Raw genomic sequence first — 22,876 nt, 5'->3', positions numbered from 1 at the left:
TCCTTTCGCTCGCTCTCAGGCCTTGGCCAGCTTGGCGTTCTTCTTTTCCAGAACCGCTTCCGTAATCGAATTCGGAATGCGCTTCGGGGTCTCGATCAGGCCGAGGACCGGCATGATGACGAGGAAGAAGCCGAAGTAGTAGAGCGTGCCGAGCTGCGAGAGGACGACGTAGATGCCTTCGGCAGGCATGGCGCCGAGCCAGCCGAGCATGATGGCATTGACCACGAACAGCCAGAAGAACAGCTTGTACCACGGGCGATAGACGGCGGAGCGGACCTTCGACGTGTCGAGCCAGGGCAGGAAGAACAGCACGATGATCGCACCGAACATCACGAGGACGCCGCCAAGCTTGGAGTCGATCGGGCCGATGTTGAAGGTGATGGCGCGCAGCATCGCGTAGAACGGCAGGTAGTACCATTCCGGAACGATGTGGGCGGGCGTCTTCAGCGGGTCAGCCGGAATGTAGTTGTCCGGGTGGCCGAGATAGTTCGGCATGTAGAAGACGAACCAGGCGAAGACGATCAGGAAGACCGAGACGCCGAGCGCATCCTTCAGCGTCGCATAGGGCGTGAAGGGGACCGTGTCGGTCTTGGACTTCACTTCGACGCCGGTCGGGTTGGTCTGGCCGGTGACGTGCAGCGCCCAGATGTGCAGGACGACGACGCCGGCGATCATGAAGGGCAGCAGGTAGTGCAGCGAGAAGAAGCGGTTCAGGGTCGGATTGTCGACCGCGAAGCCGCCGAGCAGGAACTGCTGGATCCACTCGCCGACCCACGGGAAGGCCGAGAAGAAGCCGGTGATGACGGTCGCGCCCCAGAAGGACATCTGACCCCAGGGCAGAACGTAGCCCATGAAGCCGGTCGCCATCATCAGGAGGAAGATGACCACGCCGAGGATCCAGAGGATTTCGCGCGGCGCCTTGTAGGAGCCGTAGTAGAGGCCGCGGGCGATGTGGAGATAGACCGCGATAAAGAAGAAGGACGCGCCGTTGGCGTGCATGTAACGCAGCAGCCAGCCGTGGTTCACGTCACGCATGATCTTTTCGACCGAGTTGAACGCGACGGTCGTTTCGGCGGCATAGTGCATGGCCAGAACGACACCGGTCAGGATCTGCACGATCAGCATCACCGACAGCATTGCGCCGAAGGTGTAGGCGTAGTTCAGGTTGCGCGGGACCGGGTAGGAGACGAAGCTGTCATGGATCATGCGCGGCAGAGGCAGGCGCGAATCGACCCACTTCTCGATGCCAGTCGTCGGCTGGTAGGTGGAATGTTCAGCACTCATTATCAGGTGTCCCCTCAACCGATCTTGATGACTGTGTCGGATACGAACGAGAAGGTCGGCACAGCGAGGTTCTGCGGGGCCGGACCCTTACGGATACGTCCAGCAGTGTCGTAGTGCGAACCGTGGCAGGGACAGAACCATCCGCCGAAATCGCCGGCCTGGCCGAGCGGAACGCAGCCCAGATGGGTACAGGAGCCGATCATGATGATCCAGTTTTCCTTGCCCTCGCCGGCGGAGCGGTCGAGGTCCGTCGCTTCGGCGTCGGCAGCGATGTTGGCATTGCGCGCGACCGGGTCCTTGAGATCCGCAAGGGCGACAGCCTTGGCTTCTTCCACTTCCTTGTCGGTGCGGTTGCGGATGAACACCGGCTTGCCGCGCCACTTGGCCGTCAGCGACATGCCGGGCGTCAGGCTGGAGACGTCGACCTCGATGGAGGCGAGTGCCAGCGTGGATGCATCCGGACGCATCTGGTCGATGAACGGCCAGGCAACCGCAACGCCGCCCACGACGCCCGCCATACCCGTGGTCAGGTAAAGAAAATCACGGCGAGTGGGCTCGCCCAGGGATTCGCTTGTTGTCTCGTGTTCGCTCACGGCTAAACCATCCTCTCACGCAAAGTCTGCGGAAAACCGCAACGCCCCTTTGGAAACCGGCAATTCCGGACACAATACGGCCATAGATTCCCCGTCAATCCGGCGCGTTCTATGCTTGATCGCAAATTATGTCCAGCCTTGGCAAGGGGTGGTGGGCACATTGTCGCGGGAAAAACGGAGCATCTTGACAAGGCACAGCCATCGCCTTGAACCTCAAGCGCTTCCCGGCTGAAAAGACAGTCGTGAAACGACGCTTTGCGGCTCTATTGCGCCGCTTCCTCGTGGCCGAGAAACCCGCCCGACTGGCGTGACCAGAGATCCGCATAAAGCCCGCCCTTGGCGACGAGCTCGGCATGGCTCCCCTCCTCCACGATATGGCCGCGATCCATGACGATCAGCCTGTCGAGAGCTGCGATGGTGGAGAGGCGATGGGCAATGGCAAGCACGGTCTTGCCGCGCATCAGTCGCTCGAGGTTCGACTGGATCGCCGCCTCGACTTCGCTGTCGAGCGCCGAGGTCGCCTCGTCGAGCACCAAGATCGGCGCATCCTTCAGCATGACGCGGGCAATGGCGATGCGCTGGCGCTGGCCGCCCGAAAGCTTCACGCCGCGCTCGCCGACATGGGCATCGTAGCCCGTGCGGCCGCGCTGGTCCTCGAGCGAGAGGATAAAGTCGTGCGCCTCGGCCTTCCTCGCCGCCTCGATCATCTGGGCTTCGCTTGCATCGGGATTGCCGAAGAGGATGTTGTCGCGGATCGAGCGGTGCAGCAGCGCCGTATCCTGGCTGACCATGCCGATATTGGCGCGCAGGCTCTCCTGCGTAACCGCGGCGATATCCTCGCCACCAATAAGGATGCGTCCGCCTTCCAGATCGTAGAAACGCAGCAGCAGATTGACGAGGGTCGACTTGCCGGCGCCCGAGCGCCCGACGATGCCGACCTTTTCGCCGGGGCGAACGAAGAGCGTCAGGTCGTCGATGACGCCGGAGGCACGGCCATAGTGGAAGCGCACATGGTCGAACCGGATTTCAGGATGCACCACCGTCATGACCGTGGCATCCGGCCTGTCGACGAGGCCGATCGGCTGGGAGATCAGGTCGGCGGAATTCTGGATCGTGCCGATATTGCGCATGATGCCGTTGAGCTGCGTCATCAGCCGGTTCAGCAGGAAGTTCAACCGGAGCACCAGCGCCATGGTGAAGGCGACGGCGCCCGAGCTGATGATGCCCGTCAGCCAGAGATGGATGCACAGCACCGCCATGCCCGCGATCATCAGACCCGACAGGAACGCGAGCGAGGCGCGCAGCGACGTCAGGAGGCGCGTGAAGTTGAGGATCGTGTTCTGGAACGTATCGAAACCGTCGCGCATGTAGCGGTCGTTCGCATCGTCCCGGCCGAACAGCTTCAGCGTCTGGATATTCGAATAGGCATCGACCAGGCGGCCGCTGATCATCGATCCGGCTTCGGCGGACTGGCGCGCATGCTCGCGGATGCGCGGCACGAAATAGCGGGCGAGCACCGCGAAGATCGATAGCCAGACGAGCAGCACCGCCGCCAGCCGCCAGTCGAGCTGGCCGAGCAGCACCAGCGTCGAGACCGTGTAGATCGCCACAAACCAGATGCTCTCCATGAAGGAGGTGATGACGTCACCCGTCGCCTGCCCCGCCGACCAGACTTTCGTGACGATCCGCCCGGAAAAATCGTTCTGGAAGAAGGCGAGCGACTGGCGCGCGACATGGACGTAGGACTGCCAGCGCACCAGATTGTAGAAGCCCGGCGTGATGACCTGCTGATCGATGAGCGCCGTCAGGAAGGCCACGACGAAGCGCACGACGCCGATCAGCCCGAGCATGACAAGCAGTTCCGGCCCATGCGCCGAAAGCAGCCCGCTCCACCCCTCGCCCGGCTTGACCGTCGCCAGCATATCGACCAGCCGCCCGACAAACCAGAACGTCGCCGCCTCGATGCCCGCCGTGATGCCGCCAAGCACCAGCAAAGCCGCAAACGGCGCCTTGGCCTGCCCGATATAGAACCAGACGAACGCCATCAACCCCTGCGGCGGCCGCAGATCATCACGCCGCGCGAAGGGCTGGATCCAGTTTTCGAAGAAGGAAAAAAGCGGGCGGAAGATCATGCCACCGATATAGGCCGTTTTGGGCGGGGGGCAAATTAAAGATCGGAAAGATGGGAGGCTCCGCCCCACCCTTCAAATGGGTTGATATTCCGCGGTCGTAATATTAAAGTTACATCTCGATGACACTCCTGATCAAGCAGACGGACACATTTCGCAAATGGGAGAGCGCCCTTGCCGATCAAAAGACGCGCGCGCTCATCGCCGCCCGATTGAACCGCATCGCCTATGGTCTTCTCGGTGACATTAAGTCCGTGGGCGACGGCATCAGCGAAATCCGCATTCATCATGGTCCCGGATACCGGATTTATTTTACGCGCCGGGGCAAGGAAATCATTGTGCTCCTCTGCGGCGGCGATAAAGGCACGCAGAAGCGGGACATCGCCACGGCCAAGGCGCTGGCAACCGAATTGGACGACTGACATGAGCGAAACACTGCACATTTATGACCCTGCGGAGGCCCTGACCTCCGACGACGCCATCGACGTCTTCATGAAGGACGCTTTCGAAAGCGGCGATGCAGGCTACATCGCCCACGCCCTTGGCGTCGTCGCCCGTGCAAAGGGCATGAGCAAGGTGGCGGAGGAGACCGGCCTCGCGCGCGAAGCGCTCTACCGCTCGCTTGCCAGCGACGGCAACCCCACTCTCAAATCCATGCTGACCGTCATGCGCGCACTGGGGCTGGAGCTGACGTCGAAACGAACTGGCACATAAGAACACCCCGGCCCTGGACCGGGGTGTTCTGCTTTTACTCCGCCGCCGCTTCCGCTTCAGCTGCGTCATCCGCGATGAACCCGCCCGACTGGCGGGTCCAGAGGTCGGCGTAGATGCCGCCTTTGGCAACGAGTTCGGCATGGGTGCCGGTCTCGGAAAGGCGGCCCTTGTCGAGCACGATGATGCGGTCCATCTCCGTCAGCGTCGACAGGCGGTGGGCGATGGCGATCACCGTCTTGCCCTGCATGAGGGCGAAGAGGTTGTCCTGGATGGCCGCCTCTACTTCGGAGTCGAGCGCCGAGGTCGCCTCGTCCAGCACCAGGATCGGCGCGTCCTTCAGGAAGACGCGGGCGATCGCGATGCGCTGGCGCTGGCCGCCCGAAAGCTTCACGCCGCGCTCACCGACCTGGGCATCGAGGCCGGTGCGGCCCTGCTGGTCGGTGAGGCTTTCGATGAAGTCCCAGGCATTCGCGCGCTTGGCCGCCTCGATGATCTCAGCATCATCAGCCTCCGGCTTGCCATAGGCGATGTTGTCGCGGATCGAGCGGTGCAAGAGCGACGTATCCTGCGTCACCACGCCGATCTGCGAGCGCAAGCTGTCCTGCGTCACCGTCGCGACATCCTTGCCGTCGATGGTGATCTTGCCGGATTCCAGATCGTAGAAACGCAGGAGCACGTTCATCAGCGTCGTCTTGCCCGCACCCGAGCGGCCGACAAGGCCGACTTTCTCACCGGCGCCGATCTTGAGCGACAGGTCCTCGATCACGCCCTTGTTCTTGCCGTAGTGGAAGCGGACATGATCGAAGGCGATGGCGCCCTTGGCGGCCGGCAAAGCCGGTGCTTCAGGCTTGTCCTGGATGTCGTGCGGCTTGGTCATCATGCCCATGCCGTCATAGACCGTACCGATATTCTCGAACAGCGCGGTCACTTCCCACATCACCCATTGCGACATGCCGTTGATGCGCATGACGAGGCCCATGGCCACCGCCACCGCACCGACCGATACATCGCCGTTCATCCAGAAATAGATGCCGATGGCCGCCGTGAAGAACATCGTGACGACGTTGTTGATGTCGATCGCGATGTTGAACAGCGTGATCTTGCGCATCTGCGCGTGCACGGTCTGGAGAAACTCGTCCATGCCGTCGCGGGCATAGGTCTCCTCCCGGCCGGCATGCGAGAACAGCTTGACCGTCGCGATGTTGGTGTAGCTGTCGACGATCCGGCCCGTCATCATCGAGCGCGCATCCGCCTGCTCACGCGAAATCCGCATGAGCTTCGGCACGAAGTAGCGCAGGATCGAGACATAGACGACGAACCACACGAGCAGCGGCACGACGAGACGCAGGTCCGCCGCGGCGATGATCGCGATCATCGAGATGAAATAGCTCACCACATAGATGAAGACATCGATGATCTTCATCACGGTTTCGCGCACGGCGAGCGCCGTCTGCATCACCTTCGTCGAGACGCGGCCGGCGAACTCGTTGGAGAAGAAGGTCATGCTCTGGCGGATGAGGTAGCGATGCATCTGCCAGCGGGCGATCATCGGGAAATTGCCCGCAAGCGCCTGGTGCATGGTCATCGTGTGCAGTGCGCCGAAACCCGGGATGAGGACGAGCAGCAGCACGGCCATCCAGATCAGCGTTCCACCCTCGCGAGCGAGGAACGTGTGGGGATCACCGGCCGAAAGCCAGTCGACGATATTGCCGAGGAACTGGAACAGCAGCACTTCCGCGATGCCGAGCGCCATCGAGCAGAAACCGAGCACGAAGAGCCAGGGGGCTGCCGGCTTGGTATAATGCCACAGGAAGGCGAACAGGCCCTTCGGCGGAAGCGAGGGGGCCTCAGCGGGATAAGGATTCAAACGTCTTTCGAACCAGCCGAACATGGCTATCTCCGTAAATAAAATGACGGAACCGGCACGGACGGCGCAAAACGGGCGCTGTCGAGAACGAGCTTCCGGTAGGATGACCGTGGGGCGACGAACGGCGTCACACGGCGAATTGAAATGGGTCTGCGAAGGGAGTTTGGGCGGCGAGGTGCCTACGCGAGAAGTGGCGTGATTCCAGCCAGGAGGCGCTGTCGACGTGTGATATCCATCATGATCCTCCCTGTTCTCGCGTTGAAGATGCAGCTTGGGTAACCCGAAACGGCGCATTTTGCCAGCCACTTCGTCGCAAATTCGCATCTGCGGCCAATTCTGTTGCCTTCCCGCCACATCCCGGCTACCCCCGAACCATGTCCGAACTCCGCATCGCCCTCTACCAGCCCGACATTGCCGGCAATACCGGCACGATCCTGCGTTTCGCCGCCTGCCTCGGCCTCGCCGTCGACATCATCGAGCCGGCCGGCTTCGACCTGTCCGACCGCAACCTGAAGCGCGCCGGCATGGACTATCTCGCCGCCGTGACGCTGACGCGACATGTCAGCTGGGATCGGTTCGAAGAGTGGCGGCAGACGAGCAACCGCCGCCTCGTGCTCGCCTCCACCAAGGCCGCCGGGCTCTATACCGATTTCGCCTACCGCCCGGACGATATCCTGCTCTTCGGCCGCGAAAGCGCCGGCGTGCCGGACCGCGTGCACGACATCGCCGACGGCCGCGTGCTCATTCCCATGGTCGAGGGGCAGCGCTCCATCAATGTCGCGCTGTCCGCCGCCATGATCTGCGGCGAGGCGCTGCGCCAGACGGGGTTTGGCTGACCTAGCCATCGCCCCACCGGAAAAGACGCGAGACCAAGGCCACGAGGCCGAGCACCAGCACGACCGCACCGACCACGGCATAGGCCGTGCCATAGCCGAATGCGCCGATCAGCGGCTGCGAGACGATCGGCGACAGGAACTGCCCGGCGAAGATACTGGAGACCAGAAGGCCCGAAATCCGGCCGCGCAGGGCGGGTGGCGCAAGCAACATGGCGCTGGCCGCAAAATTCGGCATGATTGTGCCCATGCAGATGCCGGAGACGGCCATGGCGGCCAGGACGCTGCCATAACTTTCCGCCGCCGACAGCAGCAGGAAAGACACCCCCGAAGAGACGAAGCCCAGGGCGAACACACCCATCAGGCCGATCCGCCGCCGGACAGGCGCGAAGACCAGCGAACTCACCACGCCAACGAGCTGCCCCGCACCAATCGCGGCACCGGCAAGGCTGGGTGCGGCAAATCCGAGATGTTCCAGGTAGAACGGAAGCTGCGTCGGGATCATGTAGAAGGCGATCATGTTGATCGCGGCGGCGAGGAACAGCAGGCCGAGCAGCGTGATCCGGCGCCCGTCGAGCCCACCCTCGCCTGCCGTCGCAGCCGCTGGGCGCAGCCGGCGCGGCTCCGGCAGGAAAACGATGGCGGCCGGCAGGAGCAGGACCGCCACGGTGTAGATGAAGAACGGCCCGCGCCAATGGATTTCCGCAAGGAAGCCGCCGCCCGTCAGGAACAGAGTGCCGCCGATGCCGACGAAGGCCTGCTGCAAGCCCATGTACCGATCGCGCGCCGGCCCCTGGAAGAAGTCGCCGACCAGCGCCGTCGTCGCCGTCATGATGCCGCCGATGGCAAGGCCGAGCACGGCGCGGCCGACGAGCAGGCCCGGCAATGTATCGAGGACCAGCCCGGAGGCGCCCGCGACGGTGAACAGAGCGAGCGAGGCCAGCAGCAGAGGCTTGCGGCCGAAGCGATCGACGAGAAAACCCGCCGCTGGCGAAAACAGCGCGATGAACACGGCAGGCAGCGTCAGCACCAGCCGGCTGAGCAGCGCGACATTCTCGACCTCGGCAAAACGGGCGGCAATGCCCGGCAGCGAGGCGGAGATCGTCGCGCCCGACATGATGGTGAGCGTGCTGACGAAGAGCAGCGTCGCATTGCGCCAGCGTTCCTGCGGCGAGCGGGCGATTTCCGCCATGGCATAGTGCTCCGGTTTCATGCCGCCGCCTCGTCGTAACGCGTTGCGATACGCGCCACCTTCAGCGCATTCGCCCACCAAGTCAGGCGTTTCATCAGCACGGCAAGCTGGCCGTTGAGATGGCCGGGGCGGAAAGGATTTCCGGCGGGATCGAACTGCGTCCAGGCATGGGCGAGGCTGACGGTCTCGCGGATCGCCACCGCATGCAGCTCGGCGAAGACCAGCCGCAACTGCTCCACCGCGCGCAGCCCGCCCGATACGCCGCCATAGGAAATGAAGGCGATGGGCTTGGCATGCCAGGGCCGGAAGCAGCAGTCGATGATGGCCTTCAGAGCGGCGGGATAGGCATGATTGTACTCCGGCGTGACGATGAGGAAGGCATCGGCCTGCAAAATCCGGCTTTCGACGCTCTCCGTAGAGACCGCGTCGAGACCGCCCGGCGTGAAGGTCAGCTCGGCCGGATCGATGCGGATGATGTCATATTGATGGAAGCCCGCGAGCTCCGGCTCCAGCCATCCCGCGATCGTATCGGCAAAGCGTCCCTCGCGGCCGCTGCCATAGATGAGGGCGATGGTCAGTCTGTCTGTCATGTGTGCGGGCTCCATTTGAAATCAGGGAGCCCGCGGTATAAAACCTCAAGCAAAGTTGAGGTCAACGGCCATGACGGAAAAATGTCCAAACAGCAAAATGGCGCGGGAACTCAGCGTCGGCGAGGTCGCCGAACGCAGCGGGGTGGCGGTTTCCACCTTGCATTTCTACGAGACGAAGGGGCTGATCCGCAGCCAGCGCAACCGCGGCAACCAGCGGCGCTATCCGCGCAGCATTCTGCGCCGCGTCGCGGTCATCAAGGTCGCGCAGCGCACCGGCATTCCGCTGTCGGAGATCGCGGACGCGCTGTCTGTGCTGCCGCATGACCGGCCCCTGACGGCTGAGGATTGGCGGGCGCTCTCGAAAACCTGGCGCCGCCAGTTGGACGACCGCATCGCGCGGCTCACCAAGCTGCGCAACCAGATCGACGGCTGCATCGGCTGCGGCTGCCTTTCGATGCAGGAATGCCCGCTGCGCAATCCACTGGATACGCTTGGCGCGGAAGGTCCGGGCCCGAGATTGCTCGAACCCGACCCATCGGAAAGACCTTAAGGATCCAGACGCGTCGCCAGAAGCTTGTCGACGCGGCGGCCGTCCATGTCGACAACCTCGAAACGCCAGCCTTGGGTTTCGGTGATCTCGCCGGTTTTCGGCAGCCTCTGCAGCGATTCGATGACGAGGCCGGCGGCCGTCTGGTAGCCACGGCGGCCGGGCAGCGACAGGCCGAGACGGTCGGCCATCTCGTCGATCGGCATGGAGCCGGAAATCAGCCAGGAACCGTCCTCACGCTGCACCGCGTGTTCGTCGTCGCCCTCTTCGATGTCGGCGCGGAACACGCCGGCAATCGCCTCCAGCACGTCGGCGGGCGTGATGACGCCTTCGAAGTGGCCGTATTCGTCATGGATGAGCAGGATCGGAACTTCGGAGCTGCGCAGCGATTCCAGCACGCGCATCGCATCCATCGTGTCGGGCACGATCGGTGCGGGGCGGATAAAGGCGCGGATATCGAGCGGCTGGCCCGTCAGCATGGCGGAGAGCAGTTCACGCTTCTGCACGATGCCGACAATGGTTTCCGGCCCGCCATCGGCGACCGGCAGGCGGGAGTGCTGGCTGTCGATCAGCTGCTGGTGGACTTCCTCGATCGTATCGCCGAGATCGATCCAGTCGACATCGTTGCGCGGCGTCATGAGACCGCGCGCCTCGCGGTCGGAAAAACGCATCACGCCGGCGATCATCAGCTTCTCGCCACCCTCGATGACGCCGGCGGCTTCCGCTTCGGCGACGATGGTCCTGATCTCCTCGTCGGTGACGATGCTTTCGGCAACCTCGTGCTGACCGAGAAGGCGGAAGATCAGGCGCGTCGAGGCATCGAGGATCCAGACGGCGGGTGCGCCGATCTTCGACAGCAGCGACATGGCGGGCGCGACAAGCGTCGCGAACCGTTCCGGATTCTTCAGCGCGATCTGCTTGGGTACCAGCTCGCCGACGACGACGGACAGGAACGTGATGATGAAGATGACGATACCGTAGCCGAGCGGATCGGCCAGCCAGTCCGGCACGCCCTCGGCAAAAAGGATGTCGCGCAGGCGCCCACCCAGAGCCGCACCCGAAAACGCCCCGGCAAGAATGCCGATGAGCGTGATGCCGATCTGGACGGTGGAGAGGAATTTACCGGGGTTTTCCGCCAGTTTCAGCGCGGACGCGGCACCGCGCGAGCCCTGGGCCGCCATGGTCTTGAGGCGGGGCTTGCGCGCGGAAACGATGGACAATTCGGAAAGAGCAAAGACCCCGTTGAGAAGGATCAGGCAGACGGCAATCGCGAGTTCGAACAAGGACTGTGAGCCGTGCTTCAGAACCGCAACGGCGCCTTTCTATTGATGACGATGGCCGCAAGATAAGGGTGCAGCGGCCCGCCGTCAATCGACGTTGCAGCGAACACTCGCGTCAGGCGAGTGCGCAAACGCGGTATGAAGCGTCAATCCGCGCTCGGCAGCCGGCGCATGGTGAACTCGATGCGGTCGCCGTCCAGCATCCGCCAGCTCTCCACTTCGGTCCAGTAGGCAGCCTTCGGCCAATGGTCGAACCATTCGCGCGCCTTGTCGCGCGCCGCCTGCCGCTCCATGCAGAAGGTCTCTCGAACGAAGTTGCTCGCGCGCGCCGGCTTCTCGCGCCGATGGCGCTCGATCTGGCGGCGAAGCCCTTCAAGAGGCGGCGGTCCGGGAACACGCGCCATATCGTTTTCTCCTGGCAGCACATTCGACAGGCTAAACATAAGCCGCCGCCGCGCGTTTTGCGAGTCCGGCCATCCCCAGCTGAAAATCCGTTTTTGTTGCCAAATGGCCCAAAGTTAACGAGTGTGACCGAAATGCGATTCGGCGGCCTTGCCGCCAGCGGGAAACACCCCAGCGAGACACATCATGGAACGACCAGACCTGCCGAAAGGCCTTCCCGACGACATCGAAGACAAGAAGGACGCCGCCCGCGCCTGGTTCCAGCACCTGCGCGATGCGATCTGCTCCAGCTTCGAGGCGCTCGAGGACGAGTTGGCCGGCCCCCTCTCCGACCTGCCGCCCGGCCGTTTCGTCGCCAAAGACTGGCAGCGTGACGGCGGCGAAGGCGGTGGCGGGCGCATGTCGATGATGGAAGGCCGCGTCTTCGAGAAGGTCGGCGTGCACACCTCCACGGTCCATGGCGAATTCTCGCCGGAATTCCGCGGCCAGATCCCCGGTGCGAGCGAAGACCCGCGCTTCTGGGCCTCCGGCATCTCGCTGATCGCGCATCCCGTGAACCCCAACGTGCCGGCCGTGCACATGAACACCCGCATGGTCGTCACCACCAGCCGCTGGTTCGGCGGCGGCGCGGACCTGACGCCGGTGCTCGACCGCCGTCGCACGATGGACGATGCCGATACCCAGCTCTTCCACAAGGCGATGGAGATCACCTGCAATCGCCATCCGGTCGCCGATCACCGGAAATTCAAGGACTGGTGCGACGACTACTTCTTCCTGAAGCACCGCAACGAGCCGCGCGGCACCGGCGGCATCTTCTACGACTGGTTGCATTCCTCGGAAGAACTCGGCGGCTGGGAGGCGGATTTCGCCTTCACGCAGGATGTCGGCCGCGCCTTCGCCATGGTCTATCCGCGCATCGTGCGCAACAACTTCAACAACGGCTGGACGGAAGAGGATCGCGACGAACAGCTCGTGCGCCGCGGCCGCTATGTCGAGTTCAACCTGCTCTACGACCGCGGCACGATCTTCGGCCTGAAGACGGGCGGCAATGTGGATTCCATCCTGTCGTCGCTGCCGCCGGTGGTGCGCTGGCCCTGACGATCCCACCATGACAATCCCGCACTTGTGATGATGGCTTTACGCCCTTCGTGGTAGGATGCGCCCTGCGTGAGTCCATGGAGGAACCCGTCATGATGACTGCATTGCAGCACGCGGCGATCACGGAGCTCGATCCGCAATCCGCCGATTTTCTCGACCGTTTTGCCGAAACCATGCGCGCCGAGAGCGGCATGGACCTTCCGCACGCCTATTTCCTTGAAGAGGCCAGGTTGCGGCTGGCCGGCGGCACGGTCTACCATCTCGCCGATCATCACACGAAGCCGGAGCAATTCCAGTCGTCGGCCTGCTTCGATGCATGGGCAAAGGATGACGACACGGCCTGACGGCCCATTTTCATTTGCGGAATTTGCGGGCCGGGAGGGAACTCTGGCCCCGGCTTTCCGTTTCGGTGCGGGCCTTCCCAAGCCGTCGATTGCGTCGCGGTTTGGCCGATCACGCCTTATCTGCTAAACTGATCCCGTTGAAACGACAGGAGATAGGTCATGAGACTTTTTGAATGCGGTTCACTCGTCCCCGGATGCGAATGGCATACGCGGGCCAATGACGATGCCGAAGTCGTGCGCCGCGCGGTGGAGCACATGCGCTCCGCCCATGGCGAGACCATGATCCGGGAAAGCATGGTCGACCATATCAAGGAACGCATCGTTGACGAGAAGGCGGCAGACGCCGCCTGACGCTGATCGAAATCAGCCCTCTTTCACAAGGGCTTCCAGCCGGGCAAGCAGCTTTGCCCGGCCATCATGGAAATTGCCAGCCACCCACTCATCCTCGATCGTGCCCAGGAGCAAGCCGACCTTCGGTCCGGCCGGAATACCTGTTGCCAGCACATCCGCGCCATTTAGCGGGAAGGACGGCTTCTGCCATTTTTGCGCCCGCGCGAGCAGCCGCTGGCAAAGGCCGGCAAAGGCGAGCGCCTCGGGATCGCCGAGCCCGCGCGCCCGTGCGGCGGCGAGCGCCAGCTTGACCCGCATGGTAAGGCCCTGCTGGCCGTGGCGATAGAGCAAGCGGTCGAAGGCCGTTTCGGCGAGTTTCGGCGCGATCTCGGGGGCGGAAGCCCAATAGTCCATCGTCGCGGCCTCGGCCTTCGATAGCCGCAGACGCTCGGCCAGCGCTTTCAACCGCTCCCGGTCTGGTGGCACCATGGCGGCAAGTCGCAGCAGCGCCTCAGGCGCCCAGCCAAATGCCTTCTCTGTCTCGATCAGGCTGGGGATCGCATCGATGCCCCACTTTTCCGTTTCGGGCAGGATTTCCGTGAGCACGCCCGCCTGGCGCATCCAGAGCAGGGCGCGGCCCGGATCGGGCGCGGCGAGGAGCTTCTTCGTTTCCGACCAGACCCGCTCGGCCGAGAGCTTGCCGAGGCTGCCCTTGGCCCGCGCGCAGGCCCGCAATCCATCGGCATCCGGCCGGCCGCTGCCATAGAGCGCGAAGAAGCGGAAGAACCGCAGGATGCGCAGGTGATCCTCCGCAATGCGCGTCGCCGCATCGCCGATGAAGCGCACCGTGCGGCTTTCGATATCCGGCAGGCCGTTGACGAGGTCGATGACGGTGCCGTCGGCGGTCGCATAAAGCGCGTTGATGGTGAGGTCGCGCCGCTCGGCATCCGTCTGCCAGTCGGTGCCGAAGGCGACGTCCGCATGGCGGCCATCGGTGGCGACGTCGCGGCGCAGGGTCGTGACCTCGAAGGGTTTGCCGTCGATGACCAGCGTCACGGTGCCATGCTCGATACCGGTCGGCACCGCCTTGATGCCGGCGGCTTTCGTGCGCTCGACCACCACGTCAGGCTTGAGCGTCGTCGCGATATCCACATCGGCGACCGGCAGGCCCATCAGGCTGTTGCGCACGGCGCCGCCGGCAACCCGCCCCTCGCCGCCGTCGCTGTTGAGCAGCGCCAGCACGCGGGAGAGCGCCGGATCGGTAAACCACGCCTCACCCGAAACAGACGTCATGCATAAAGCCTTTCATAGATCACCCGCACGATACCGGCGGTGATGCCCCAGATGTTATGCCCCTCATAGGGCATGCGATAATAATGCCGCTCGGAGCCCAGCCAGACGCCGCTGCCCCGTTCGTGGTTGCGCGGATCCATCAGGAAGGAGAGCGGCACGTCGAAGACCGTCTCGACCTCCGCCGGGTTCGGGATCAGCTCGAAGCCGGGCTGCACCACGGCGAGAACCGGCGTGATCGAGAACCCCGACTGCGCCTTGTAGTGCGGCAACCGGCCGACCGGCTCGACGAAGCGGCGGTCGAGGCTGATCTCCTCCTCCGCCTCGCGCATCGCCGCCGTCTCGACATCCGCGTCGTCATCGTCGACGCCGCCGCCCGGAAAGGCGATCTGGCCGGAATGTTTTCTGAGCGTCGCCGTCCGCTGGGTGAAGATGACGCGCGCATCGTCTCCGTCATCGACGACCGGGATCAGCACCGCCGCATCCCTGAGCTTCATGCCCTCGATATGCTCGATAACGCCGGGATTGAGCAGGCTGTCGCCATGGTCGCGCCAGCTCTCATCGCCGAGTGTGAGCATCTGCTCCGCCGCGCGACGGCGGAATTCGGCGGCACTGTAGGGGGCAAAGCTCATCGCGACAGCGCATCCAGTTCAGCCGCCGGCATGACGGGGAACACCACGCCGCCAGAGCGCACCGCAAACATCTCGACGCCATCGATTTCAACCACTTCGCCGAGTTCGACGAGATCGTACATGACCGCGCGCGAGACCAGCGCCTCCAGCCGGCCGCGCACGAGAAGATAGGGCTTCAACTGGTTGTTTTCACCGGAGATAACGAAGCGCAGCGGATGGTCCGCCCCCGCCTCCACGACATCGCCGACATTCGTGCGGAAGGTGAGCTTGCGATCCGCCCCCTCCCCGCCGACATTCATCTCGACGGCCAGGAACGGCGCATCGACGATGCGGATGCCGACCTTCTCGACCGGCGTCACCAGATAGGTCCTGCCGTCCTCGTCCTTGCGCAGCACCGTGGAAAAAAGCCGCACCAGCGGCGCGCGGCCGATCGGCGTGCCCAGATAGAACCAGGTGCCGTCGGCGCGGATTTCCATGTCGATATCGCCGCAGAATGGCGGGTTCCAGCGCTCGACCGGCGGAAGCCCCCGCCCGCCGGTTTCCGCGGATGCCCGCGCGATCAGCGCGGCCAGTCCCGCCGCGTCGCTGCTGCCTTGAATTTCGCCCGTTGCCATTGTTCCGTCCCGGTTCAACCCTATCTCCGCGAGAGGAAAAGGTGGATACATCCTTTTTCACGAGATAGTCATTTCGTGGCCGCTTGTCAGCCACAGGTGAGCTAATAAGCTTTCTATGTAGGACGCGAACGCGGCAAGGCCACGATTCGCCGCGCGTTTGGAACCGGTACTGGAGATAAAGATGGGCGTTCAGAATTCCTCCGAGTCCGGCCTGGACGAAAAAGCCGTCATCGCCGCGGCCGAACGGGCGCTTTCCGACATCGCCCTCATCCGCAAGGAAGTCGCCAAGGTCATCTTCGGCCAGGAAAGCGTGGTCGAGCAGACCATGCTCGCCGTGCTCTCGGGCGGCCACGCGCTGCTGGTCGGCGTGCCGGGCCTCGCCAAGACCAAGCTCGTCGCCACGCTCGGCACCGTGCTCGGCCTCGCCTCGAGCCGCATCCAGTTCACGCCGGACCTGATGCCGTCGGATATCCTCGGCTCCGAGGTCATGGATCAGGACGACAACGGCAAGCGCTCCTTCCGCTTCGTGCCCGGCCCGATCTTCACGCAGCTTCTGATGGCCGACGAGATCAACCGCGCCTCGCCGCGCACCCAGTCCGCCCTGCTCCAGGCCATGCAGGAATATCATGTCACCGTCGCCGGCCGGCCGAACGACCTGCCGAAACCCTTCCACGTGCTCGCGACGCAGAACCCGCTGGAGCAGGAAGGCACCTACCCGCTGCCGGAAGCCCAGCTCGACCGCTTCCTGCTGCAGGTCGATGTGCACTATCCAGAACTGGCCGCCGAGCGGCAGATCTTGCTCGAAACCACCGGCGTGCACGAGGCCCATGCGGAGGCCGCCATCACTGCGGCCCGCCTCATCGAGATCCAGACCCTCATCCGCCAGATGCCGGTCAGCGAAAAAGTGCTCGACGCGATCCTGTCGCTCGTGCGCTCGGCCCGTCCCGGCAATGGTGTGGCCTCCACCGACAAGCATGTCGCCTGGGGTCCCGGCCCGCGCGCCGGCCAGGCCATGATGCTCTGCGCCCGCGCCCGCGCGCTCTATGAAGGCCGCCTCGCGCCCTCCGTCGATGACGTGCTGGCACTGGCTGAGCCGATCCTCCAGCACCGCATGGCGCTGACTTTTGGCGCGCGCGCGGAAGGTATGTCCGTTCGCGACGTCATTGCAGGGCTCGTCCGGCAGGCGGGCGGCTGAATAAGGAAAGCGCATGGCATCCGTCGGCCAGATCGTCGCGCCAACCCCGACCCGCGAGGTGCTTTCGCGGGCGCAGGCGCGTGCGGCCCTCATTCCCGATTGCATGGTCGAAGCCCAGCGCCTCGCCAACACCGTGATTGCCGGCTGGCACGGCCGCCGCAAGCGCGGCATCGGCGAGAACTTCTGGCAGTTCCGCCCCTATGTCGACGGCGAGAGCCTGTCGCGCATCGACTGGCGCCGCTCGGCGCGCGATGACCATACCTATGTGCGCGACCGCGAATGGGAGGCCGCCCACACCGTCTGGATCTGGGCCGATCTCTCGCCATCCATGATGTACAAATCGACGCTCGGCAGCGTCTCGAAGGAAAGCCGCGCGCTGGTTCTCATGCTGGCGCTCGCCGAGATACTCGCCCGCTCCGGTGAACGCATCGGCTGCCCCGGCATCATGGAGCCGATCGCCGCGCGCAACGCCGCCGAGCGTCTCGCCACCGCCCTGATGCACAACGGCACGACCGGCGGCCTGCCGGAAACCGGCATGATCCGCGGCAACAGCGATATCGTGCTGATCGGCGATTTCCTCGACCCTGTCGAGGATGTCATGAACCGCCTCGGCCCGCTCGCCCGCCGCGGCCTGCGCGGCCATGTGGTGGAGATCGCGGATCCGGCAGAGGAAACCTTCCCCTATACCGGCCGCACCGAATTCACCGATCCCGAAAGCGGCCAGAAGCTGACGGCCGGCCGCGCCGAGACGCTGAAGGACGACTATGCCCGCGCCTATACCGCGCGCCGTGAGACCCTGGCTGACAATCTGCGCCATCTCGGTTGGAGCTTCGTGCCGCACCGCACCGACCGGCTCGCTTCCGAGGCGCTGGTCGCCGTGCACATGTATCTCTCCGGCATGCCGGCCATGAAGACGGAGGGCCGCGCCCGATGAGCGCCTTTGCCTTCGCCTTTCCCGCTGTGCTGACGACGCTGGTGCTGTTGCCCGTCATCTGGTGGCTGCTGCGCCTGACACCGCCGAAGCCGCTCACGGAAGTCTTCCCGCCCTTCGCCATCCTCGCCTCCATCCTGAAGCGGGAGGAGACGCCGGCGCAAAGCCCGTGGTGGCTGACGCTGCTGCGCATGCTGATGGCCGCCGCCGTGATCTTCGCCATCGCCGATCCGGTCTTCAATCCGCGCACCAACACGCTGGCTTCCAGCGGCCCGCTCGTCCTCGTCGTTGACAACACCTGGGCGTCGGCCACCGACTGGCCGCGCCGCGTCGAGACCGCCACCGCGCTGATCGACGACGCCGAAAGCCGCGACGTGCCGATCTCGCTGGTCCTCACCGCCGACCGCCAGCACGACGCCGTGCCCGTCGATGCCATCACCGCCCGCAACCGCCTCGCCGCCGCTGAGCCGCGCCCGCTGCCTGCCGACCGGGCTTCCGCCGTCGCGTCGCTGCGCACCGCGCTCGACGGAACCGCGCCCGGCACCGTGGCCTTCATCAGCGACGGCATGGCGAGCAGCGAAACGGACGAGACGGTCGCAGCCCTCAAGGCGCTGTCGCCCGCCGACTTCCGCCTGATCGAGAGCGACGGCGCTTCCGCCGTCGCGGTTACGGCCGCCAACAACGGCGCCGATGCCCTTTCCGTCACCCTCACCCGCCTCGATGGCCGCGCGCCGCGCAGCCTGCCGCTGACCGCGCACGATTCCCGCGGCCGGCCGATCGCGACGGGTACTGCCGAATTCTCCGCCGGTGCGACCACCACGACCGGCACGATCACCGCGCCCTTCGAGCTGCGCAACGATTTCGCCCGCCTCACCGTCGACGGCCTCGCCAATGCCGGCGGCACCTATCTGCTCGACGACGGCTTCCGCCGCCGCCGCGTCGCCTTCCTGTCCGGCGAGGTGGTGGATGCGAGCCAGCCGCTGCTTTCGCCGCTGCACTATATCAACCGGGCACTTGCCCCCTATGCCGACCTGATCGAGCCGAGCGTCGCCGACCTCTCGGTCGCCGTGCCTGAAATCATCGAGCAGAACCCCTCCGTGCTGATCATGGCCGATATCGGCCGCCTACCGGAAGATGTGCAAAACGAGGTGAAGCGCTGGGTGGAAGCGGGCGGCATGCTGATCCGCTTTGCCGGCCCGCGCCTCGCCGCAGCCCCCGCCGACGATCCGCTCGTGCCGGTGCTGCTGCGCAAGGGCGAACGGGCGCTTGGCGGCGCGCTGTCCTGGTCCGAGCCGCAGCCGCTTTCGGCCTATCCGGCAAACAGCCCGTTCTTCGGCATGCGCGCGCCGGAAAATATCCTGATCAAGCGCCAGGTTCTGGCCGAGCCGACACCGGATCTGGCCGAGCGCACCTGGGCAAGCCTTGCCGATGGCACGCCGCTGGTCACGACCGGCCCGCTCGGCTCCGGCCGCATCGTGCTCTTCCACATCAGCGCGGAAACCGGCTGGTCGAACCTGCCGCTGTCGGGCGATTTCGTCGAAATGCTTCGCCGCACCGTGCAGCTGTCGCGCGGCGGCGGCGTCTCCTCCAAGCGGGGTGAGGCGCAGCGCCTGCCGCCCTATCGCCTGATGACCGCCAACGGCACGCTGGCCGCCGCCACTGGCGAGGCCAAGCCGCTCGCCGCCAATGATGGCGCCAAGGCCATCGCCACTTTCGACAACCCGCCTGGCCTCTACGGCACCGAGGACGGCTATGTCGCACACAACCTCTTCCCAGCCGGCTACGAAATCCGCCCGCTGGCCGTCGCCGAAGGTGCCGGCGTGCTGCGCGAACCGCTCGCTGGCAAGGAAACCTGGTCGCTGAAACCGCATCTCTTCACGCTCGCCGCTCTGCTGCTGCTCGCCGATTGCGCCATCGTGCTCTTCATGGGCGGCGCCTTTGCCGCGGCCGCACGGCGCATGCCGAGCCGCGGCGCGGCGGCCACCGTGCTGTTGGCGCTGGCGGTCGGCGCGCTGGTCGCGCTGCCCGGTGAAAGCCGTGCTGACGATGCCAAACCCGGCGACGACACGATCCTCTCGCGGCTCGACACGACGCATCTCGCCTATGTCGTGACCGGCGAAGGCGAGATCGACCGGATTTCCGAGCGTGGCCTCGCCGGCCTCACCGAATTCCTCACCTACCGCACGACGCTGGAACCCGGCGAACCCGTCGGCGTCGACATTGCCAAGGATGAACTGTCGCTCTACCCGATCATCTACTGGCCGGTGAGTGCGTCTGCGGAAATGCCCTCCAGCGCCGCGATCAGCCGCATCGACGCCTATATGCGTAACGGCGGCACCGTGCTGTTCGACACCCGCGACCAGTTCGTCTCGCTCGACGGCAATTCGGCGAGCCCGAACACCGAGCGCCTGCAGGCGATCCTCGCCAATCTCGATATTCCGCCGCTGGAGCCCGTCCCGGCCGACCACGTCCTGACCAAGGCCTTCTATCTGCTCGCCAATTTCCCCGGTCGTTATGCCGGAAGCCCGCTCTGGGTGGAGGCCGAGCTCGACCGCAAGGAAGATCCGTCGCGCCCGGCCCGCGCGGGCGACGGCGTGTCACCGATCATGATCACCGGCAACGATTTCGCCGGCGCCTGGGCGGTCGATGCCAACGGCATGGCGCTGCTGCCGACCGTGCCGCCGGACGAGGTGCAGCGCGAGCACGCCTTCCGCTCCGGCGTCAACATCATGATGTACATGCTCACCGGCAACTACAAGGCGGACCAGGTCCACGTGCCCGCCCTCCTCGAGCGGCTGGGGCAGTGACATGACCGTACAGTTCTCTCCCTTCCTGCCCTGGATCGCCATTGCCCTCATCGGCCTTCTCGGCATGCTGCTTTCCGCCCTCGGCCTCTGGCGCGGCCTGCGAGGCGCATTCGTGCGCGCGCTTGCTCTTGCACTGCTTGTTCTGGCCCTCGCCAATCCCGTGCTGATGCAGGAGGACCGCGAGGCGCTGTCGACCGTCGTGCCCGTCATCGTCGACCGCAGCCAGAGCCAGGACAGCGCCGAACGCACGGCCGAGACGGACGCCGCCCTCGCCGGCCTCAAGGAGCGGTTCTCCCGTTACCCGCGCATCGAACCCCGCATCGTCGAAGCCGGCGTCGACGGCACGTCGGACACACCTTCCACCCGCCTCTTCGATGCCCTGAATTCGGCGATCGCCGACGTGCCCCGCTCACGCGTCGGCGGCGCGATCTTCATCACCGACGGTCAGGTGCACGACATTCCCGAGGCCGGTGCCTTCTCCGGCTTCGACGCCCCCGTCCATGCACTCGTCACCGGCCGGCCGGATGAATTCGACCGCCGTATCGAGGTGGTCAGCGCGCCACGATTCGGCATTGTTGGCGAGCAGCAGGAGCTGAAATTCCGCGTGGTGGACGATGGTGCCGGCCCCGGCGGCACTGCCCGCGTGACCGTGCGCCTCAACGGCAACGAGATCGCCTCCGAGATCGCCGAGCCCGGCACGGAACAGCCGCTCGGCTTCACCGTGCCGCGCGGCGGCAACAACATCCTCGAATTCGCGGTGGAGCCCGTTGAGGGCGAGATCACGACCGCCAACAACCGCGCGGTCCATGTCATCGAGGGCATCCGCGAGAACCTGCGCGTGCTGCTCGTCTCCGGCGAGCCGCATGCCGGCGAGCGCGCCTGGCGAAACCTCCTGAAGTCGGACACCGCCATCGACCTCGTGCATTTCACCATTCTGCGCCCGCCGGAAAAGCAGGACGGCACGCCGATCAACGAACTGTCGCTGATCGCCTTCCCGACGCGCGAACTCTTCGTCGACAAGATCAACGAGTTCGACCTCATCATCTTCGACCGCTACCAGCACCGCGGCGTGCTGCCGATCCTCTACTACGACAACATCGCGCAATATGTCGAAAACGGCGGCGCGCTGCTGATCGCGGCGGGGCCGGAACATGCCGGCAACGATTCGATTGCCAGCACGCCGCTCTCCGTCGTGCTGCCGGCCAATCCGACCGGCGAGATGAATGTCGCGCCCTTCTATCCACGGCTTTCCGAGCAGGGCAAGAAACACCCCGTCACGCGTGGCCTCGAAGGGGCCGATTCGGAGCCGCCGCACTGGGGCCGCTGGTTCCGCACCGTCGATGTGCAGCGCCCGCAGGGCAATGTCGTGATGGAAGCAAACGACGGCAAGCCGCTGCTGGTGCTCAACCGCGCCGGCAAGGGCCGCGTCGCCATGCTGCTCTCCGATCAGGGCTGGCTCTGGGCCCGCGGTTTCGAAGGCGGCGGCCCGCATGTCTCGCTCTACCGGCGCACGGCGCACTGGCTAATGCAGGAACCGGCGCTGGAGGAAGAGGCGCTGACGGCGCGTACCTTCGGCCGGACCCTGCAGATCAACCGCCAGACGATCGGCGACGCACCCGGCGAGGCCACGCTCAAGCTGCCCTCCGGCAAGACGGAACAGGTGAAGCTCACGCAAGCCGAACCCGGCCTCTATCGCACGGAGATCCCGACCACCGAGACCGGCCTCTACGAGATCACCAACGACGATCTCAATGCGCTGGTGCATGTCGGCGCGGTCGATGCGCCGGAATTCAAGGCGACGATCTCGACGACCGAGACCCTGAAGCCGCTCGCCGATGCCACCAAGGGCACGGTGCGTCGGCTGGTCGACGAGAGCGGCAACGCCGTCTCGCTGCCGCCGCTTCTGCCGGTTTCCGGCCAGGTCCGCACGGTGGACGAGAACAGGCTGTCGCTGCGCATGACGGATGAGACCGTGCTGAAGGGCATCAATACGCTGCCGCTCTTCGCCGGTTTTGCCGGTATCGGCCTGCTACTCCTCGCCTTCTCCGCCACCTGGTATCGCGAAGGCCGCTAAAAGGCGGGGAAGGCGCCCCGCTTTCCCCCTTTTTCATCGTCGAAAATCCTATCCGAAACCGCAGAAAACCGGCCGCTTACCGCGTGCCGAATGATGACGCTTGCAACTACAGGCTCAGGCAAGCTCACGC

At 64.9% G+C, this 22,876-nt stretch carries 22 protein-coding genes; 11 read left to right on the top strand and 11 right to left on the bottom strand.

The genetic code is table 11. The annotated features are described in order from the left end of the window. Positions 1-15: 15 nt before the first annotated feature. The 3 genes from AC27VQ_RS09500 to AC27VQ_RS09490 form a co-directional block, all read right to left on the bottom strand. Positions 16-1,284: a cytochrome b gene (locus tag AC27VQ_RS09500; protein WP_488716090.1), complete on the bottom strand. Its 1,269-nt coding sequence runs from the start codon at positions 1,282-1,284 to the stop codon at positions 16-18. A gap of 14 nt (positions 1,285-1,298) precedes the next feature. Then, the gene (petA, locus tag AC27VQ_RS09495; RefSeq protein ID WP_313530507.1) at positions 1,299-1,877 is read right to left on the bottom strand and encodes a ubiquinol-cytochrome c reductase iron-sulfur subunit; all 579 of its coding nucleotides are present in this window, start codon (positions 1,875-1,877) and stop codon (positions 1,299-1,301) included. 263 nt (positions 1,878-2,140) lie between these two features. Next, positions 2,141-4,009 (bottom strand): ABC transporter ATP-binding protein, encoded by a 1,869-nt coding sequence (locus tag AC27VQ_RS09490; RefSeq protein WP_488716089.1) that lies wholly within the window; start codon positions 4,007-4,009, stop codon positions 2,141-2,143. A gap of 119 nt (positions 4,010-4,128) precedes the next feature. On the opposite strand from AC27VQ_RS09490, the gene AC27VQ_RS09485 reads away from it, so the two are divergent. Both AC27VQ_RS09485 and AC27VQ_RS09480 read left to right on the top strand, forming a co-directional pair. Beyond that, positions 4,129-4,428 (top strand): type II toxin-antitoxin system RelE/ParE family toxin, encoded by a 300-nt coding sequence (locus AC27VQ_RS09485; protein ID WP_488716088.1) that lies wholly within the window; start codon positions 4,129-4,131, stop codon positions 4,426-4,428. 1 nt (position 4,429) lies between these two features. Beyond that, positions 4,430-4,720: an addiction module antidote protein gene (locus AC27VQ_RS09480; RefSeq protein WP_488716087.1), complete on the top strand. Its 291-nt coding sequence runs from the start codon at positions 4,430-4,432 to the stop codon at positions 4,718-4,720. Between the two features lie 34 nt (positions 4,721-4,754). Here AC27VQ_RS09480 and AC27VQ_RS09475 read toward each other — a convergent pair whose 3' ends face one another. Continuing rightward, positions 4,755-6,611: an ABC transporter ATP-binding protein gene (locus tag AC27VQ_RS09475; protein ID WP_488716086.1), complete on the bottom strand. Its 1,857-nt coding sequence runs from the start codon at positions 6,609-6,611 to the stop codon at positions 4,755-4,757. 350 nt (positions 6,612-6,961) lie between these two features. Between AC27VQ_RS09475 and AC27VQ_RS09470 the strand changes: the two genes are divergently transcribed. Continuing rightward, on the top strand, positions 6,962-7,423 hold the full coding sequence (locus tag AC27VQ_RS09470; RefSeq protein WP_313530514.1) for a tRNA (cytidine(34)-2'-O)-methyltransferase: 462 nt from the start codon (positions 6,962-6,964) through the stop codon (positions 7,421-7,423). Between the two features lies 1 nt (position 7,424). On the opposite strand, the gene AC27VQ_RS09465 is transcribed toward AC27VQ_RS09470, so the two are convergent. Both AC27VQ_RS09465 and AC27VQ_RS09460 read right to left on the bottom strand, forming a co-directional pair. Then, on the bottom strand, positions 7,425-8,633 hold the full coding sequence (locus AC27VQ_RS09465) for an MFS transporter (RefSeq protein WP_488716085.1): 1,209 nt from the start codon (positions 8,631-8,633) through the stop codon (positions 7,425-7,427). Continuing rightward, entirely contained in the window at positions 8,630-9,202 is a 573-nt protein-coding gene (locus tag AC27VQ_RS09460) for an NADPH-dependent FMN reductase (protein ID WP_488716084.1), read from the bottom strand. The genes AC27VQ_RS09465 and AC27VQ_RS09460 overlap by 4 nt, the downstream gene beginning before the upstream one ends. A 97-nt stretch (positions 9,203-9,299) precedes the next feature. Here AC27VQ_RS09460 and soxR point away from each other — a divergent pair, with 97 nt between their 5' ends. Continuing rightward, complete coding sequence (gene soxR, locus AC27VQ_RS09455) at positions 9,300-9,752, top strand: redox-sensitive transcriptional activator SoxR (protein ID WP_488716083.1); 453 nt, start codon at positions 9,300-9,302, stop codon at positions 9,750-9,752. Here the strand turns inward: soxR and AC27VQ_RS09450 are convergent. Together AC27VQ_RS09450 and AC27VQ_RS09445 are read right to left on the bottom strand one after the other, a co-directional pair. Continuing rightward, positions 9,749-11,032 (bottom strand): hemolysin family protein, encoded by a 1,284-nt coding sequence (locus AC27VQ_RS09450; RefSeq protein ID WP_313530523.1) that lies wholly within the window; start codon positions 11,030-11,032, stop codon positions 9,749-9,751. The genes soxR and AC27VQ_RS09450 overlap by 4 nt on opposite strands. Before the next feature lie 143 nt (positions 11,033-11,175). Beyond that, positions 11,176-11,433 carry a hypothetical protein gene (locus AC27VQ_RS09445; protein ID WP_313530526.1) on the bottom strand — a complete coding sequence of 86 codons (258 nt, stop codon included), beginning with the start codon at positions 11,431-11,433 and terminating at the stop codon, positions 11,176-11,178. 184 nt (positions 11,434-11,617) lie between these two features. On the opposite strand from AC27VQ_RS09445, the gene hemF reads away from it, so the two are divergent. The 3 genes from hemF (at position 11,618) to AC27VQ_RS09430 (ending at position 13,224) form a co-directional block, all read left to right on the top strand. Beyond that, positions 11,618-12,529, top strand: a complete 912-nt coding sequence (hemF, locus tag AC27VQ_RS09440) for an oxygen-dependent coproporphyrinogen oxidase (protein WP_488716082.1) — start codon at positions 11,618-11,620, stop codon at positions 12,527-12,529. A 92-nt stretch (positions 12,530-12,621) separates the two neighbouring features. After that, entirely contained in the window at positions 12,622-12,873 is a 252-nt protein-coding gene (locus tag AC27VQ_RS09435) for a hypothetical protein (protein ID WP_488716081.1), read from the top strand. 159 nt (positions 12,874-13,032) lie between these two features. Continuing rightward, entirely contained in the window at positions 13,033-13,224 is a 192-nt protein-coding gene (locus AC27VQ_RS09430; RefSeq protein WP_313530535.1) for a DUF1059 domain-containing protein, read from the top strand. A 12-nt stretch (positions 13,225-13,236) separates the two neighbouring features. On the opposite strand, the gene AC27VQ_RS09425 is transcribed toward AC27VQ_RS09430, so the two are convergent. Genes AC27VQ_RS09425 through AC27VQ_RS09415 form a run of 3 tightly spaced genes read right to left on the bottom strand, consistent with a single transcriptional unit; the run spans position 13,237 to position 15,739 of the window. Continuing rightward, positions 13,237-14,496: a CCA tRNA nucleotidyltransferase gene (locus AC27VQ_RS09425; protein WP_488716080.1), complete on the bottom strand. Its 1,260-nt coding sequence runs from the start codon at positions 14,494-14,496 to the stop codon at positions 13,237-13,239. Then, positions 14,493-15,125: a CoA pyrophosphatase gene (locus AC27VQ_RS09420; protein WP_488716079.1), complete on the bottom strand. Its 633-nt coding sequence runs from the start codon at positions 15,123-15,125 to the stop codon at positions 14,493-14,495. The genes AC27VQ_RS09425 and AC27VQ_RS09420 overlap by 4 nt, the downstream gene beginning before the upstream one ends. Continuing rightward, positions 15,122-15,739, bottom strand: a complete 618-nt coding sequence (locus tag AC27VQ_RS09415; RefSeq protein ID WP_488716078.1) for a DUF1285 domain-containing protein — start codon at positions 15,737-15,739, stop codon at positions 15,122-15,124. The genes AC27VQ_RS09420 and AC27VQ_RS09415 overlap by 4 nt, the downstream gene beginning before the upstream one ends. A 181-nt stretch (positions 15,740-15,920) precedes the next feature. On the opposite strand from AC27VQ_RS09415, the gene AC27VQ_RS09410 reads away from it, so the two are divergent. From AC27VQ_RS09410 to AC27VQ_RS09395, 4 genes are read left to right on the top strand one after another with little or no spacing between them, the layout of a single operon-like run. Beyond that, a complete protein-coding gene (locus AC27VQ_RS09410; RefSeq protein ID WP_244759662.1) occupies positions 15,921-16,934 on the top strand; it encodes an AAA family ATPase in 1,014 nt (337 codons plus the stop codon). 13 nt (positions 16,935-16,947) lie between these two features. Further along, positions 16,948-17,868, top strand: a complete 921-nt coding sequence (locus AC27VQ_RS09405) for a DUF58 domain-containing protein (protein ID WP_488716077.1) — start codon at positions 16,948-16,950, stop codon at positions 17,866-17,868. Beyond that, the gene (locus AC27VQ_RS09400) at positions 17,865-20,672 is read left to right on the top strand and encodes a DUF4159 domain-containing protein (protein ID WP_488716076.1); all 2,808 of its coding nucleotides are present in this window, start codon (positions 17,865-17,867) and stop codon (positions 20,670-20,672) included. The genes AC27VQ_RS09405 and AC27VQ_RS09400 overlap by 4 nt, the downstream gene beginning before the upstream one ends. Position 20,673: 1 nt before the next feature. Then, positions 20,674-22,746, top strand: coding sequence for a hypothetical protein (locus AC27VQ_RS09395; RefSeq protein WP_488716075.1), 2,073 nt, complete (start codon positions 20,674-20,676; stop codon positions 22,744-22,746). Positions 22,747-22,876 lie beyond the last annotated feature (130 nt).

The sequence above is a fragment of the Shinella sp. 20P9.1.1 genome, from assembly GCF_057798995.1.
Note: the sequence above shows the minus strand (reverse complement) of the source record. Positions and strands in the feature narration are given on the sequence as shown.

Bases quoted from the DNA above. Each gene is read 5' to 3' on its own strand.
- hemF (WP_488716082.1), top strand. From the start codon at position 11,618: ATGGAACGACCAGACCTGCCGAAAGGCCTTCCCGACGACATCGAAGAC.
- AC27VQ_RS09410 (WP_244759662.1), top strand. From the start codon at position 15,921: ATGGGCGTTCAGAATTCCTCCGAGTCCGGCCTGGACGAAAAAGCCGTC.
- AC27VQ_RS09480 (WP_488716087.1), top strand. From the start codon at position 4,430: ATGAGCGAAACACTGCACATTTATGACCCTGCGGAGGCCCTGACCTCC.
- AC27VQ_RS09470 (WP_313530514.1), top strand. From the start codon at position 6,962: ATGTCCGAACTCCGCATCGCCCTCTACCAGCCCGACATTGCCGGCAAT.
- AC27VQ_RS09405 (WP_488716077.1), top strand. From the start codon at position 16,948: ATGGCATCCGTCGGCCAGATCGTCGCGCCAACCCCGACCCGCGAGGTG.
- AC27VQ_RS09485 (WP_488716088.1), top strand. From the start codon at position 4,129: ATGACACTCCTGATCAAGCAGACGGACACATTTCGCAAATGGGAGAGC.
- AC27VQ_RS09500 (WP_488716090.1), bottom strand. From the start codon at position 1,284: ATGAGTGCTGAACATTCCACCTACCAGCCGACGACTGGCATCGAGAAG.
- AC27VQ_RS09490 (WP_488716089.1), bottom strand. From the start codon at position 4,009: ATGATCTTCCGCCCGCTTTTTTCCTTCTTCGAAAACTGGATCCAGCCC.
- AC27VQ_RS09465 (WP_488716085.1), bottom strand. From the start codon at position 8,633: ATGAAACCGGAGCACTATGCCATGGCGGAAATCGCCCGCTCGCCGCAG.
- AC27VQ_RS09445 (WP_313530526.1), bottom strand. From the start codon at position 11,433: ATGGCGCGTGTTCCCGGACCGCCGCCTCTTGAAGGGCTTCGCCGCCAG.
- AC27VQ_RS09400 (WP_488716076.1), top strand. From the start codon at position 17,865: ATGAGCGCCTTTGCCTTCGCCTTTCCCGCTGTGCTGACGACGCTGGTG.
- AC27VQ_RS09460 (WP_488716084.1), bottom strand. From the start codon at position 9,202: ATGACAGACAGACTGACCATCGCCCTCATCTATGGCAGCGGCCGCGAG.
- soxR (WP_488716083.1), top strand. From the start codon at position 9,300: ATGGCGCGGGAACTCAGCGTCGGCGAGGTCGCCGAACGCAGCGGGGTG.
- AC27VQ_RS09430 (WP_313530535.1), top strand. From the start codon at position 13,033: ATGAGACTTTTTGAATGCGGTTCACTCGTCCCCGGATGCGAATGGCAT.
- AC27VQ_RS09420 (WP_488716079.1), bottom strand. From the start codon at position 15,125: ATGAGCTTTGCCCCCTACAGTGCCGCCGAATTCCGCCGTCGCGCGGCG.
- AC27VQ_RS09425 (WP_488716080.1), bottom strand. From the start codon at position 14,496: ATGACGTCTGTTTCGGGTGAGGCGTGGTTTACCGATCCGGCGCTCTCC.
- AC27VQ_RS09435 (WP_488716081.1), top strand. From the start codon at position 12,622: ATGATGACTGCATTGCAGCACGCGGCGATCACGGAGCTCGATCCGCAA.
- AC27VQ_RS09415 (WP_488716078.1), bottom strand. From the start codon at position 15,739: ATGGCAACGGGCGAAATTCAAGGCAGCAGCGACGCGGCGGGACTGGCC.
- AC27VQ_RS09395 (WP_488716075.1), top strand. From the start codon at position 20,674: ATGACCGTACAGTTCTCTCCCTTCCTGCCCTGGATCGCCATTGCCCTC.
- AC27VQ_RS09475 (WP_488716086.1), bottom strand. From the start codon at position 6,611: ATGTTCGGCTGGTTCGAAAGACGTTTGAATCCTTATCCCGCTGAGGCC.